This window comes from Streptomyces griseus subsp. griseus, assembly GCF_003610995.1.
GTDB lineage: Bacteria > Actinomycetota > Actinomycetes > Streptomycetales > Streptomycetaceae > Streptomyces.
Genome location: NZ_CP032543.1, coordinates 707,608 through 721,278, shown reverse-complemented (window position 1 = coordinate 721,278; position 13,671 = coordinate 707,608). Strand labels below are relative to the sequence as shown.

11 protein-coding genes and 1 pseudogene are annotated in these 13,671 nt (G+C 71.9%); 6 read left to right on the top strand and 6 right to left on the bottom strand.

The window, feature by feature from the left end:
- The first annotated feature begins 69 nt into the window (after positions 1-69).
- Positions 70-630, top strand: coding sequence for a peptide deformylase (gene def, locus D6270_RS03210; RefSeq protein ID WP_109166838.1), 561 nt, complete (start codon positions 70-72; stop codon positions 628-630).
- A 17-nt stretch (positions 631-647) separates the two neighbouring features.
- On the opposite strand, the gene D6270_RS03205 is transcribed toward def, so the two are convergent.
- Positions 648-1,331, bottom strand: a complete 684-nt coding sequence (locus tag D6270_RS03205) for a TetR/AcrR family transcriptional regulator (protein ID WP_109166839.1) — start codon at positions 1,329-1,331, stop codon at positions 648-650.
- A 186-nt stretch (positions 1,332-1,517) separates the two neighbouring features.
- Here D6270_RS03205 and D6270_RS03200 point away from each other — a divergent pair, with 186 nt between their 5' ends.
- Positions 1,518-2,744, top strand: a complete 1,227-nt coding sequence (locus D6270_RS03200) for an acyl-CoA dehydrogenase family protein (RefSeq protein WP_109166840.1) — start codon at positions 1,518-1,520, stop codon at positions 2,742-2,744.
- 63 nt (positions 2,745-2,807) lie between these two features.
- Here D6270_RS03200 and D6270_RS03195 read toward each other — a convergent pair whose 3' ends face one another.
- A complete protein-coding gene (locus tag D6270_RS03195) occupies positions 2,808-3,296 on the bottom strand; it encodes a glutathione peroxidase (protein ID WP_109167605.1) in 489 nt (162 codons plus the stop codon).
- Positions 3,297-3,347: 51 nt separating this feature from the next.
- Entirely contained in the window at positions 3,348-3,872 is a 525-nt protein-coding gene (locus tag D6270_RS03190; RefSeq protein ID WP_109166842.1) for a GNAT family N-acetyltransferase, read from the bottom strand.
- 99 nt (positions 3,873-3,971) lie between these two features.
- On the opposite strand from D6270_RS03190, the gene D6270_RS03185 reads away from it, so the two are divergent.
- Entirely contained in the window at positions 3,972-4,208 is a 237-nt protein-coding gene (locus tag D6270_RS03185; protein ID WP_204117162.1) for a DUF6011 domain-containing protein, read from the top strand.
- A gap of 11 nt (positions 4,209-4,219) precedes the next feature.
- Here D6270_RS03185 and D6270_RS03180 read toward each other — a convergent pair whose 3' ends face one another.
- Positions 4,220-5,086 carry an acyl-CoA thioesterase gene (locus D6270_RS03180; protein ID WP_109166844.1) on the bottom strand — a complete coding sequence of 289 codons (867 nt, stop codon included), beginning with the start codon at positions 5,084-5,086 and terminating at the stop codon, positions 4,220-4,222.
- A 34-nt stretch (positions 5,087-5,120) separates the two neighbouring features.
- Positions 5,121-7,694 carry a DEAD/DEAH box helicase gene (locus tag D6270_RS03175; protein WP_204117163.1) on the bottom strand — a complete coding sequence of 858 codons (2,574 nt, stop codon included), beginning with the start codon at positions 7,692-7,694 and terminating at the stop codon, positions 5,121-5,123.
- A gap of 77 nt (positions 7,695-7,771) precedes the next feature.
- Between D6270_RS03175 and D6270_RS03170 the strand changes: the two genes are divergently transcribed.
- Positions 7,772-8,563, top strand: coding sequence for a metal-dependent hydrolase (locus tag D6270_RS03170; RefSeq protein ID WP_109166848.1), 792 nt, complete (start codon positions 7,772-7,774; stop codon positions 8,561-8,563).
- Positions 8,564-8,717: 154 nt separating this feature from the next.
- Complete coding sequence (locus tag D6270_RS03165; protein ID WP_109166849.1) at positions 8,718-10,253, top strand: ATP-dependent DNA ligase; 1,536 nt, start codon at positions 8,718-8,720, stop codon at positions 10,251-10,253.
- 42 nt (positions 10,254-10,295) lie between these two features.
- Here D6270_RS03165 and D6270_RS03160 read toward each other — a convergent pair whose 3' ends face one another.
- Positions 10,296-11,657 carry an NAD(P)/FAD-dependent oxidoreductase gene (locus D6270_RS03160; protein ID WP_109166851.1) on the bottom strand — a complete coding sequence of 454 codons (1,362 nt, stop codon included), beginning with the start codon at positions 11,655-11,657 and terminating at the stop codon, positions 10,296-10,298.
- Between the two features lie 465 nt (positions 11,658-12,122).
- Here D6270_RS03160 and D6270_RS03155 point away from each other — a divergent pair.
- A pseudogene (locus tag D6270_RS03155) lies at positions 12,123-13,660 on the top strand (fused MFS/spermidine synthase).
- Positions 13,661-13,671: the final 11 nt, after the last annotated feature.

The following is a 13,671-nucleotide window of genomic DNA, read 5'->3' as shown; positions in this document are numbered from 1 at the left end:
TCCGGCGCGGCGACCGCACCGCGGCACCACGGGAACTCCCCGGTGGCGGCGGAACGTACGCTTGCCGCCATGCGAAACCGCCCGATCCCCGGCAGTTCCGGACTCATCCGTGAGATGAGTCTGCTCGGCGACCCGTTGCTCCACCGTGCCTGTGAGGACGTGACGGAGTTCGGCCCGTCGCTCGCGAGGCTGGTCGAGGACATGTTCGCCACGATGTACGCCGCGCAGGGTGTCGGGCTCGCCGCCAACCAGATCGGCGTCCCGCTCAGAGTGTTCGTCTACGACTGCCCGGACGACGACGACGTCCGTCATCTGGGACATGTCGTCAACCCCGAACTGGTCGAGGCGGACGGACTCACCGTACGCGGACCCGAGGGCTGTCTGTCACTTCCGGGTCTGGAAGCGGGCACGGAACGCTTCGACCACGCGGTGGTCGAGGGCTTCACGATGAAGGGCGAGCCGGTGCGGATCGCGGGGACGGGGTGGTTCGCCCGCTGCCTCCAGCACGAGTGCGACCACCTGGACGGCATGGTCTACACCGACCGGCTGACCGGGCTGCGGCGGTCCCGGGCGCTGCGGGCCGCGCGCCGGGCACCGTGGGCGCGTAAGGATGACCTCCAGGGCCTGTAGGCAAACTGCCGTCTGCCCTAGAACCCCGGGCCGCCCTTGACGTCGCGGTCGCCCGCCTCCGCCAGCCGCCCCCACAGCAGGTCGGCCAGGCTGCGCACCAGCCGCTCGCGGGAGCAGGGCCGGTCGGCGAGCCACCAGTCGCCCGCCGCGTGCATCATGCCGACGATGCCGTGGCCCCAGATGCGGGCCATCTGCTCGCCGTCCGGTCCGAGGTCGACGCGTTCCACGATGACCTGGCCCAGCTCCTCGCCGAGCCGGCGCAGCAGCGGGGCGGAGTGACGGCCGACGTCGAAGCCCTGCTCGGAGGAGAGGGCGCTCTCCGCGGAGGCGGCGGAGTCGGCCGCTCCGTCGGCGGGATGCATCAGGAAGCGGTAGACCTGCGGGCGGGCCTCGATCGCGGCGAGATAGGTGTCGAGGGTGGCCTCGATCCGCGCGCGGCGCTCGGCGGGGGCGTCCAGGGCCGCGCGCAGCGCGCTGAGGAGGGCGTCGGTGTGGCGTTTGGCCAGTGCGCGGTAGAGGCCGCCCTTGTCCCCGAAGTGGCGGTAGAGGATGGGTTTGGTGATCCCGGCCTCGGCGGCGATCGCGTTCATCGACGCCTGCGGGCCGTCCCTGAGCACCACCCGGTCCGCCGCTTCGAGCAGTTCGCGGCGGCGGGCCTCGGCCGCCGTCCGCTGCCGCTCGGCGCCGCGTGTGCTCTCCATGTCGTCTCTCCCACCCCTGGCCCTGCGATTTCTTCACGTCTGCTTCTTCGCGCCTGCGCAACGTAACACCACGCCCGGCGCCCCTGTCGATCAGCTCCGGGGCGGTTGACAGCGGCTACTGTCCGGTAACAGACTGCGGTTACCGCAAGTAACGCATGCTTTTCACGGCAGTGCATGGAGGGGAACATGGCCGAGTTCACACTCGATCTCAACGACGACCAGAAGCAGGTCCGTGACTGGCTGCACGGCTTCGCGGCGGATGTGATCCGCCCCGCGGCCTCCGAGTGGGACGAGCGTGAGGAGACGCCCTGGCCCGTCATCCAGGAGGCGGCCAAGGTCGGCATCTACTCCCTCGACTTCTACGCCCAGCAGTTCTTCGACCCTACGGGGCTCGGCATCCCCATGGCCATGGAGGAGCTCTTCTGGGGCGACGCGGGCATCGCCCTCTCCATCGTCGGTACGGGCCTGGCGGCCGTCGGTGTCCTCGCCAACGGCACCGAGGAGCAGATCGGCACCTGGATCCCGCAGATGTACGGCGACGCGAACGACGTCAAGGTCGCCGCCTTCTGCTCCTCCGAGCCCGACGCCGGCTCCGACGTCGCCGCCATGCGTACGCGCGCCGTGTACGACGAGGCGAAGGACGAGTGGATCCTCAACGGGACCAAGACCTGGGCGACCAACGGCGGCATAGCCAACGTCCACGTGGTGGTCGCCGTCGTCGACGCCGACCTCGGCTCCAAGGGCCATGCCTCGTTCATCGTGCCGCCCGCCACCCCCGGCCTCTCCCAGGGCCAGAAGTTCAAGAAGCACGGCATCCGGGCCTCGCACACCGCCGAGGTGGTCCTGGAGGACGTCCGCGTCCCCGGCCACTGCCTGCTCGGCGGCAAGGAGAAGCTGGACGAGCGCCTCGCCCGCGCCCGGGAGCGCGCCAGGTCCGGCGGCGAGCGCGTCAAGAACGCGGCCATGGCCACCTTCGAGGCCTCCCGCCCGGCCGTCGGCGCCATGGCCGTGGGCACCGCCCGGGCGGCGTACGAGGTGGCCCTCGACTACGCGAAGACGCGCAGCCAGTTCGGCCGCCCGATCATCGACAACCAGGGCATCGCCTTCCAGCTCGCCGACATGCGCACCCAGATCGACGCGGCCCGGCTGCTGGTCTGGCGCGCCTCCTGGATGGCCACCACCGGCAAGCCGTTCACCTCGGCCGAGGGCTCCATGTCGAAGCTCTACGCCAGCGAGACCGCCAAGAAGGTCACCGCACAGGCCATCCAGATCCTCGGCGGCAACGGCTTCACCCGCGAGTACCCGGTGGAGCGGATGCACCGGGACGCCGCGATCTACACCATCTTCGAGGGCACCAGCGAGATCCAGCGCCTGGTGATCGCCCGCACGCTCTCGGGCATGCCGATCCGCTGACGTACACGCCGGAAGAAAGGGGCCCGGCCGTCCATGGACGGCCGGGCCCCTTCATGCCGTCGCTCAGCCCGGCAGCTGTGCCTCGATCGCCGACACGACCTCCGTCGACTCCGGCTCGCTGCGCGGGCGGATGCGCGCCACCGGCTCACCGGCCGGGGAGATCACGAACTTCTCGAAGTTCCACTGGACGTCCCCGGCCTCGCCGTCCGCGTCCGCCAGCTTCGTCAGCTCCGCGTACAGCGGGTGCCGGCCGGCCCCGTTGACCTCGATCTTCTCCAGGAGCGGGAAGGTGACGCCGTACGTCGTCGAGCAGAAGGTCTCGATCTCCTCCGCGCTCCCCGGCTCCTGCCCGGCGAACTGGTTGCACGGCACACCGAGCACGGTCAGCCCCCTGTCCCCGTACGTCTGCTGCAACCGCTCCAGGCCCTCGTACTGCGGGGTGAGCCCGCACTTGGACGCCACGTTCACCAGCAGGACGGTCCGGCCGCTCCAGGCGCCCAGGGTGGTCGGCTCACCGGCGAGGGTGTGCAGCGGAATGTCGTGCAGCGTCATGAAGCTCTCCCTGATCATCGCGTGCGTGGTGCCCATTGTGCCGCCCGCCGCTCATGGGGCGACGAGCTCCTTGTAGTAGAAGGTGGTCGGCTTGAGGCTGCCCGCCGGATCGGCCGCGTATCCCGGAACGGAGCCGACCTCCGTCCACCCGGCCTTGCAGTAGACCTGTTCGGCCAGGCTGCCGCTCTCGGTGTCCAGGATCAGCAGCGTGATGCCCTCCGCCTGCGCGTACGTCTCCACGGCGTCCAGCAGCGCCCGCCCGAGCCCCTGGCCGCGGGCGGCGGGGCGGACCATCAGCTTGGCGACCTCCGCGCGGTGGCGGGCGTTCGGCAGCGGCGCCCGGACCAGGGCGATCGTCCCGGCGACCCGGCCGCCCTCCCGGGCGATCCAGATGGAGACCTCCCCGGACTCCACGGCGCCCGCCCGCTCCCGCCACCAGACGGCGGCCCTCTCCCGGTCCAGCGGAGCCAGGAAGCCCACCGATGAACCCTCCTCGACGGTCTCGACGAGCAGCTCGGCCATCCCGTCGGCGTACGTGACCAGCTCGGGGCCGGTCACGTGGACGATCTCGGTCATGGGTACGGGGTCCTTTCCAGCGGAACGGTCACGGTGCGAAGGTCGGGCGCACCGGTCAGGGCTGCCCGATACGGCTCCCGATGAGGGAGGATCTCCCCTGTGCAGTCTCCCGAACCATTCCCTGAACCGCTGCCCGCACTCGACCGCGAGGAGCATTCCGGTGAATCCCCGTCCCGACGCCTGATCCGCTGCCGCCTCTGCGGCCGCCCGCTCACCGGCACCGACTCCCGCCGCACCGGTCTCGGTCCCTCCTGCGACGCCAAGCTGCACCCCGCGCCGCCGGACATCCGCACCCGGCGCCACGAGGTCGACCAGGACACACTGCCGGGCACCTGACAGGGGGCGTACTACAGCCGCCGGAACAGCCCCTCCTGCACCACCGACACCAGCAGCTGCCCCGAACGGTCGTAGATCCGGCCGCGCGCCAGACCGCGCCCGCCCGTCGCGATCGGCGACTCCTGGTCGTACAGGAACCACTCGTCAGCCCGGAACGGCCGGTGGAACCACATGGCATGGTCCAGCGACGCCATGTCGAAGCCGCGCGGGCCCCACAGCGGCTCCACCGGGATGCGCACCGCGTCCAGCAGCGTCATGTCGCTCGCGTACGTCAGCGCGCACGTGTGCACCAGCGGGTCCTCGCCCAGCGGCCCCACCGCCCGCATCCACACCGCGCTGCGCGGGTCGGCGTCCTTGATCTCCTCCTGCGTCCAGCGCAGCCGGTCGACGTACCGGATGTCGAAGGGCTGGCGCCGGGCCATCCGCTCGAACGCCTCCGGCAGCCCGCCCAGGTGCTCGCGCACCTCATCGGCGACCGTCGGCAGCTCCTCCGGGTCCGGGACGATCCGGGCCGGCGGCAGCTGGTGCTCGAAGCCGGCCTCCTCGGGGCGGTGGAAGGAGGCCGTCAGGTTGAAGATCGTCCGGCCCTCCTGGACGGCGGTGACCCGCCGGGTGGTGAAGGACCGGCCGTCCCGGACCCGCTCCACCTGGTAGACGATCGGCACCCCGGGGCGTCCCGGCCGCAGGAAGTAGGCGTGCAGCGAGTGCACCGGCCGCTCCCCGTCGGTGGTGCGGCCCGCCGCCACCAGCGCCTGGCCCGCCACCTGTCCGCCGAAGACCCGTTGGAGGGACTCCTCGGGGCTGCGGCCGCGGAAGATGTCGACCTCGATCCGCTCCAGGTCGAGAAGGTCGACCAGGCGCTCGGCCGGATTCGTCATGCCGTACCTCTCCACTCCGGTGTCAGGGCGTTCCTCACAGCTGGCCGGCCTTCGTGACGCGGATGACCGCCCGGCCCTCCTCGTCGGACGCCGCCAGGTCCACCTCGGCCTGGATGCCCCAGTCGTGGTCGCCCGCCGGGTCCGCGAACGCCTGCCAGACCCGCCACAGCCCGTGCGCCGGGTCCTCCTCGATCTTCAGCAGCTTCGGGCCGCGCGCGTCGGGACCGGTGCCGATCTCCTCGTGCGCGTCCCAGTACGCGTCCAGCGCCTCGCCCCAAGCCTCCTCGTCCCACCCGGCCTCGCCGTCCAGCTCGCCCAGCGCACCGGCCCGGTCCAGCGCGGCCAGCTCCACCCGCCGGAACATCGCGTTGCGCACCAGCACCCGGAAGGCGCGCGGGTTCGCCGTGACCGGCTTGACCTCGTCCGCCTTCTCCTGCGCCTGCTCGGCCGTCTCCACCTCGGGGTTGGCCAGCTGCTCCCACTCGTCCAGCAGACTGGAGTCCACCTGGCGCACCATCTCGCCGAGCCAGGAGATCAGGTCCTGGAGGTCCTCCGACTTCACGTCGTCCGGGATCGTGTGCTCCAGCGCCTTGTACGCGCTCGCCAGATACCGCAGCACGATGCCCTCGGTCCGGGCCAGCTCGTAGTGCGAGGTGAACTCCGTGAAGGTCATGGCGCGTTCGTACATGTCCCGGATCACCGACTTCGGCGAGACCGGGTGGTCGTTCACCCACGGGTGGCTCGTGCGGTACACGTCGTAGGCGTGCCACAGCAGCTCGCTCAGCGGCTTGGGGTACGTGACCTCCTGGAGCCGCTCCATCCGCTCCTCGTACTCGACCCCGTCGGCCTTCATCTGCCCCACGGCCTCACCGCGCGCCTTGTTCTGCTGGGCGGCCAGGATCTGCCGGGGATCGTCCAGCGTCGACTCGACGACCGAGACCATGTCCAGCGCGTACGACGGGGAATCGGCGTCCAGCAGGTCGAACGCGGCCAGCGCGAACGTGGAGAGCGGCTGGTTCAGCGCGAAGTCCTGCTGGAGGTCGACCGTCAGCCGCACGATCCGCCCCTCGGCGTCCGGCGTCTCCAGCTGCTCCACCACCCCGCCGTCCAGCAGCGAGCGGTAGATCGCGATGGCCCGGCGGATGTGCCGCAGCTGCGCCCGGCGCGGCTCGTGGTTGTCCTCCAGCAGATGCCGCATCGCCTCGAAGGCGTTGCCGGGACGGGCGATCACCGCGAGCAGCATCGTGTGCGTGACCCGGAAGCGGGAGCTCAGCGGCTCCGGCTCGGACTGGATCAGCTTGTCGAACGTCGACTCCGACCAGGCGACGAAACCTTCCGGCGCCTTCTTGCGGACCACCTTGCGCTTCTTCTTCGGGTCGTCGCCCGCCTTCTTGACGGCCTTCTCGTTCTCGATGACGTGCTCGGGGGCCTGCGCCACGACGAACCCGGCCGTGTCGAACCCGGCCCGCCCGGCGCGCCCCGCGATCTGGTGGAACTCCCGCGCCCGCAGGGTCCGCACCCGGGTGCCGTCGTACTTGGTGAGTGCCGTGAACAGCACCGTACGGATGGGGACGTTGACACCGACGCCGAGCGTGTCCGTACCGCAGATCACCTTCAGCAGACCGGCCTGGGCCAGCTTCTCCACCAGGCGGCGGTACTTGGGCAGCATCCCCGCGTGGTGCACCCCGATGCCGTGGCGCACATAGCGGGAGAGGTTCTGGCCGAACTTGGTGGTGAAGCGGAAGCTGCCGATCAGATCGGCGATCCTCTCCTTCTCCTCCTTCGTGCACATGTTGATGCTCATCAGCGACTGCGCCCGCTCGACGGCCGCCGCCTGCGTGAAGTGCACGATGTAGACCGGCGACTGCCGGGTGTCCAGCAGCTCGGTCAGCGTCTCGGTGATCGGCGTGAAGCGGTACTCGTAGCTCAGCGGCACCGGGCGGGTCGCCGAGCGCACCACGGAGGTGGGGCGGCCGGTGCGCCGGGTCAGGTCCTTCTCGAACATCGAGACGTCGCCGAGCGTCGCCGACATCAGCACGAACTGCGCCTGCGGCAGCTCCAGCAGCGGGATCTGCCAGGCCCAGCCCCGGTCCGGCTCGGCGTAGAAGTGGAACTCGTCCATCACGACCTGGCCGATGTCGGCGTACTTCCCGTCGCGCAGCGCGATGGAGGCCAGCACCTCGGCCGTGCAGCAGATCACCGGGGCGTCCGCGTTGACCGAGGCGTCACCGGTGAGCATGCCGACGTTCTCGGTACCGAAGAGCTTGCACAGATCGAAGAACTTCTCCGAGACCAGCGCCTTGATCGGCGCGGTGTAGAAGGTGACCTTGTCCTGGGCCAGCGCGGTGAAGTGCGCGGCCGCCGCCACCAGGCTCTTGCCCGAGCCGGTCGGGGTGGAGAGGATCACGTTCGCCCCGGACACCACCTCGATCAGCGCCTCCTCCTGAGCCGGATACAGCGTGATGCCCTGGCTCTCGGTCCATGACGAGAAGGCCTCGAAGAGGGCGTCGGGGTCGGCGGTCTGGGGAAGCTGGTCGATGAGGGTCACGCCCCCATCTTGCCTGTCTTCGGACCGGATGAGGGAACCGGCGGGCAGCACCAAGATCATGGGCGATACGCTGCGCACTCAACCAGCCCGCGCCATACCGGTGATGGGCGCATGACGCACTGGGGGCGGAAGACACCATGATGGGACCGGCGCACTCTCTGTCAGGGGCAGCGGCCTGGCTGGGGGTGGGTGCGGCGGCCGCCGCCACGGGCCACACGATGCCCTGGCCCGTCCTGGTCGTCGGAGCGCTGATCAGCGCGGGAGCCGCCCTCGCCCCCGACCTCGACCACAAGGCCGCGACCATCTCACGCGCCTTCGGGCCCATCTCCAAGGCGCTCTGCGAGATCACCGACAAGATCTCCTACGCCGTCTACAAAGGCACCAAGAGCAAGGCCGACCCCCGCCGTACCGGTGGCCACCGCACCCTCACGCACACCTGGTTCTTCGCCGTCCTGATGGGCGCCGGCTGCTCCTTCGCCGCCGTCACCGGCGGACGCTGGGCGGTCCTGGCGATCCTCTTCGTCCACCTGGTGCTCGCCGTCGAGGGCCTGCTCTGGCGGGCCGCCCGGGTCTCCAGCGACGTGCTCGTCTGGCTGCTCGGCGCCACCAGCGCGTGGATCCTCGCCGGGGTCCTGGACCAGCCCGGCAACGGTGCCGGCTGGCTCTTCGACGCCCCCGGCCAGGAGTACATGTGGCTCGGCCTGCCCATCGTGCTGGGCGCCCTGGTCCACGACATCGGGGACGCCCTGACCATCTCGGGGTGCCCGATCCTGTGGCCCCTCCCGATCGGCGGCAAGCGCTGGTACGCGCTCGGCCCGCCGAAGTTCATGCGGTTCCGGGCCGGCAGCTGGGTCGAGATCAAGATCCTGATGCCCGCGTTCATGCTGCTCGGGGGCGTGGGAGGGGCAGCGGCCCTCAACTTCATATGACCCGTCGGCCGTGTCGCGGACACGCGTACGTATGGCGCACCGGCCGTGTCACGGGCGGGCGGCCCGCCCTCTGTCTCCGGTGCTTCCCCGGCGAGTGACCCGCCCGGCGTCTCTTCGGCGGGCGCACCGCCCGCGCCCGTAGCACCATGGCCGCATGCTGCTCGCCGAGCTCGCCCAGGTCTCCCTGGAGGTCGCCGCCACCTCCGCCCGGTCCCGGAAGGTGGCGCTCCTGGCCACGCTCTTCCGGGACGCCGGACCCGACGACGTGCCCGTGGTCATCCCGTACCTCGCAGGTCGGCTGCCTCAGGGCCGCATCGGCGTCGGCTGGCGGAGCCTGGGGGACCCCGTGGAGCCCGCCGCCGAGCCCACGCTCACCGTCACCGGCGTCGACGCCGAGCTGACGGCCCTCGCCGCCATCTCCGGCACCGGCTCCCAGGCCCTGCGGCGCGAGCGCCTGCGCGCCCTGTTCGCCGCCGCCACCGAGGACGAGCAGCACTTCCTGAAGGCCCTGCTCACCGGGGAGGTCCGCCAGGGTGCGCTGGACGCCGTCGCCGCCGACGCGCTGGCCCGGGCAGCCGAAGCCCCGCCCGCCGACGTCCGCCGGGCCGTGATGCTCGCCGGATCGCTCCAGGAGGTGGCCCGGAGCCTCCTCGCGGAGGGCCCCGGAGCACTCGCGGACTTCCGCCTCACCGTGGGGCGGCCCGTCCAGCCGATGCTGGCCCACACGGCCGCCTCCGTCACCGAGGCCGTCGACAAGCTGGGCCCCTGCGCGGTGGAGGAGAAACTCGACGGCATCCGGGTCCAGGTGCACCGGGACGGCGACCGGGTCCGCGCCTACACCCGGACCCTGGACGACATCACCGACCGGCTGCCCGAAGTGGTCACCGCCGTCACCGCGCTGGAGACCGGGCGCTTCATCCTGGACGGGGAGGTGATCGCGCTGGGGGACGACGGGAGGCCGCGCCCCTTCCAGGAGACCGCCGCCCGGGTGGGCTCGCGCCGGGACGTGGCCGCCGCGGCCGCCGGCGTACCGATCGTGCCCGTCTTCTTCGACGCCCTCTCGGCCGACGGCGAGGACCTCCTCGACCTCCCCTTCGCCGAGCGCCATGCCGCCCTGGCCCGGCTGGTCCCCGAGGCCCTGCGCGTCCGCCGCGTGCTCGTGCCCGACCCGGCGGACGCGGACGCCCGCCGGGCCGCCGAGGCGTTCCTCGCCGAGACCCTGGAGCGCGGTCACGAGGGCGTCGTCGTCAAGGACCTGGCCGCCGCCTACAGCGCGGGCCGCCGGGGCGCCTCCTGGCTCAAGGTCAAGCCGGTGCACACCCTGGACCTGGTGGTGCTGGCCGCCGAATGGGGGAGCGGGCGGCGCACGGGCAAGCTCTCCAACCTCCACCTGGGTGCCCGCCGCCCCGACGGCACGTTCGCGATGCTCGGCAAGACCTTCAAGGGGCTCACCGACGCCCTGCTGGAGTGGCAGACGGAGAAGCTGCGCGAACTGGCGACCGGCGAGGACGGACACACCGTGACCGTACGTCCGGAGCTCGTCGTGGAGATCGCCTACGACGGACTCCAGCGCTCCACCCGCTACCCGGCGGGTGTCACCCTCCGCTTCGCCCGGGTCCTGCGCTACCGCGAGGACAAGACCGCGCAGGAGGCGGACACGGTGGAGACGGTCCTCGCACGGCAGCGGTGAGCCGCGCCCCGGGGTGGCAGGGCGCGGCTCAGGCGTCGGGGGTCAGTGCTTGATGACCTTCGACTCCGTGTGCTCCTTGATCTGCTCCGGCGTCAGATAGGCGTCGGTGTACTCGAAGTCCCGCAGCGTCGCCGGCTTGCGCGACTGGAACCCGGTCCGTACGAAGTCGTCACCCGCGATCGCGTTGAGCATCCAGTTCGTCATGACGCGGGTCTTGGCGACATTCGTCCGCAGCGCCGACCAGTGGTAGCCGCGCGCCACCGCCTGCGCGGGCAGCCCGTGCAACTCGACGCCCAACGGCTTGGAGACCGCGTCCTTGCCACCGAGGTCCACGACGAGACCCAGGTCCTTGTGGACGTAGTCCTTGAGCGGCTGGTTGCGCAGCGAGGCGATCAGGTTGTCCGCCATCACCTTGCCCTGGCGCATGGCGTGCTGAGCCGTCGGCGGGCAGACCGCCCCGTCGCCCTTCGCCAGGTCGGGCACCGCCGCCGCGTCGCCGAGCGAGAACACCCCGTCCTCACCCGGCAGCTTCAGCTGCGGTGTCACGGCGAGGCGGCCGCGTACGGTCTCCGCGCCCAGCGTGGCGATCAGCGGGCTGGCGGCCACCCCGGCGGTCCAGATCAGCGTCCGGCAGGGCAGCACCCGGCCGTCGGTGAACGTGACCTCCTCCGCCCCGGCCTTGGCGATGGAGACCCCGAGCGACACGTCGATGTTCCGCTTGCGGAGCACGTCCAGCGCGGCCCGGCCCAGCTTGTCGCCGAGCTCCGGCATCAGCTTGGGCGCGATGTCGATCAGGTGCCACTTGATCAGCTTCGGGTCCAGCCGTGGGTAATGCCGGATCGCGTTGGTGGTGAGGCGCTGGAGGCAGGCGGCCGTCTCCGTACCGGCATAACCGCCGCCGACCACGACGAACTGGAGCCGCGAGGCCCGCTCCGCCTCGTCGTGGCTGGCGTCGGCCAGATCCAGCTGGGCGATGACGTGGTCGCGTACGTACGCCGCCTCCGCCAGCGTCTTCATCCCGCGGGCGTGGTCCAGCAGCCCCGGGATGTCGAACGTCCGGGTCACACTTCCGGCGGCCAGCACGATGTAGTCGTACGGCTCGTTGACGACCTCGTCGGTGATCTTCTTGATCACACAGACCTTGGCCTTCGTGTCCACGCCGATCGCCCCGCCGGGGATGATCCGGGTGCGGTGGCGGCGGCTGCGGCGCAGGGAGACCGCGACCGACTGGGGGGTGAGCACGCCGGAGGCCACCTGGGGCAGCAGCGGCAGGTAGAGCTGGTAGGAGAACGGCGTGACGAGCGCGATCTCGGCCTCGCCCGGAGCGAGCCTGCGCTCCAGACGTTGTACACATTCGACACCTGCGAAGCCGGCGCCGACGACGAGAATCCTGGGTGGTGCCACGGTCTGCGTCCCTTCTCGGGCTTGCGTGGTTCTGCGCTCGCCTGCCCCGTATACCGGCCGATGCACTCCTCATCCTCACCGGATGCCACCGGGTCCGCCTCCTGGCGGGGGTCAACGGGGGCCGCTCACCGGGGTGGGCCGGCCGCCGGCTCCCGCAGCAGCACCCCGGGACCGCAGCGCTCGCGGGCCGTACGGGCGGGCCCGGCTGGCTGGGGAAGGGGCGGCCGACCGGGGAGTCGTTCACCCGGCCGAGGGCCGCCGCCCGCCGGACCGCGTGCTCCCAGGGGGTGACGGCGTCCGGGAAGCGCCCCCGGTCCAGGGTCGTGTTCTCGGCAGTCAGGGGTGCGCCGGTCTCCCGCTCCATGGAGGGGGCCCCGCCTCCTCCGGCCGCGAGGGCGGCGGGGAGTCCGGTCACCGAGAGGCCGGGCAGCGGGAGTTCGGCCGCCCGCATGCGAGGATGCTGCGGTGACCACACCGCCTTCCCCGCCCGTGGCCGACACCCCGCCCTCCGGCGAGGGGCTGGGCCAACGCGCCGCAGCCGTCCTCGTGTTCGGCTCCTCGGCCGCGGTCCTGGTCGTCGAGATCGTCGCGCTCCGCCTGCTGGCCCCGTACCTCGGCCTCACCCTGGAGACCAGCTCCCTGGTGATCGGCATCGCCCTCACCGCGATCGCGCTGGGCTCGTGGCTGGGCGGGCGCGTCGCCGACCAGGTCGACCCGCACCGGCTCATCGGCCCGGCGCTCGGGGTGTCGGGCGTGGTCGTCGCGCTCACCCCCCTCCTCCTGCGCACCACCGCCGAGTGGGCGGCTCCGGCGCTCCTGCTGGTCGCGGCGGGCACTCTCCTCGTGCCCGGGGCGCTGCTCTCCGCCGTGACCCCGTTCGTGACGAAGCTGCGGCTCACCAGCCTCGCCGAGACCGGGACGGTCGTGGGACGGCTCTCCGGGGTCGGCACCTTCGGCGCCATCGTCGGCACGGTCCTCACCGGTTTCGTCCTGGTCTCCCGGCTGCCCGTCAGCTCCATCCTGATCGGGCTGGGAGCCCTGCTGGTGATCGGCTCCGTGCTGGTCGGCCGGCGGGCGGGCCGCCGGCGCCGGGCCTCCGCCGTGGCGCTGGCCACCGTCGTGGCCGGTTCCCTCGCCACCGCGCTCGCCCCCGGCGGCTGCGACGCCGAGACCCGCTACCACTGCGCCCGCATCGTCGCGGACCCCGAGCGGGCCACCGGCCGCACCCTGGTCCTGGACGGCCTGCGCCACTCGTACGTCGACCTCCAGGACCCGACGTACCTCCGGTTTGGCTATGTGCGCGCCATCGCGGCCGTCGCCGACACCGCGTTCCCCGCGGGCGAGCCGCTGGCCGCCCACCACATCGGAGGGGGCGGCCTCACCTTCCCCGCTACCTCGCGGCTGTACGCCCCGGCACCCGCAGCCTCGTCTCGGAGATCGACGCCGGGGTCGTCCGCATCGACCGCGAGCAGCTGGAGCTGGGGGCGTCCGGCGGCATCGACGTCCGGGTGGAGGACGCCCGGCTCGGCCTCAAGCAGCTGGGGACCGACAGCCGGGACCTCGTCGTCGGCGACGCCTTCGGGGGCGTCAGCGTGCCGTGGCACCTCACCACCGCCGAGGCGCTGAGGGACGTCCACCGGGCGCTCAGGAAGGACGGGCTGTACGTCGCCAACCTCATCGACCACGGCCGGCTCGCCTTCGCCCGCGCCGAAGTCGCCACGCTCGCCGAGGTGTTCGGGCATGTCGCCGTCATGGGCGCCCCCGGGGACATCGGCCTCGATCCGGCCGCGACCCCCGTGGGCGGCAACATGGTGGTGCTCGCCTCCGACCGGCCGGTCGACGCCCCCGCGATCCAGAGGGCGCTGGACGCCCGGGAGACCGGCTGGAGGATCGCCACCGGCGACACCGTGACGGCCTGGGCCGGTGACGCCCCGGTCCTCACCGACGACCACGCACCCGTCGACCAGCTCCTCCAGCCCCACCCCACGCGGACCGTACAGTGAGCGCCCGGCGG

Excerpts from the sequence above, each read along its gene's own strand:
- D6270_RS03170 (WP_109166848.1), top strand. The coding sequence starts at position 7,772 with ATGATGGGACCGGCGCACTCTCTGTCAGGGGCAGCGGCCTGGCTGGGG.
- D6270_RS03200 (WP_109166840.1), top strand. The coding sequence starts at position 1,518 with ATGGCCGAGTTCACACTCGATCTCAACGACGACCAGAAGCAGGTCCGT.
- D6270_RS03195 (WP_109167605.1), bottom strand. The coding sequence starts at position 3,296 with ATGACGCTGCACGACATTCCGCTGCACACCCTCGCCGGTGAGCCGACC.
- D6270_RS03190 (WP_109166842.1), bottom strand. The coding sequence starts at position 3,872 with ATGACCGAGATCGTCCACGTGACCGGCCCCGAGCTGGTCACGTACGCC.
- D6270_RS03180 (WP_109166844.1), bottom strand. The coding sequence starts at position 5,086 with ATGACGAATCCGGCCGAGCGCCTGGTCGACCTTCTCGACCTGGAGCGG.
- D6270_RS03175 (WP_204117163.1), bottom strand. The coding sequence starts at position 7,694 with ATGATCTTGGTGCTGCCCGCCGGTTCCCTCATCCGGTCCGAAGACAGG.
- D6270_RS03165 (WP_109166849.1), top strand. The coding sequence starts at position 8,718 with ATGCTGCTCGCCGAGCTCGCCCAGGTCTCCCTGGAGGTCGCCGCCACC.
- D6270_RS03205 (WP_109166839.1), bottom strand. The coding sequence starts at position 1,331 with ATGGAGAGCACACGCGGCGCCGAGCGGCAGCGGACGGCGGCCGAGGCC.
- def (WP_109166838.1), top strand. The coding sequence starts at position 70 with ATGCGAAACCGCCCGATCCCCGGCAGTTCCGGACTCATCCGTGAGATG.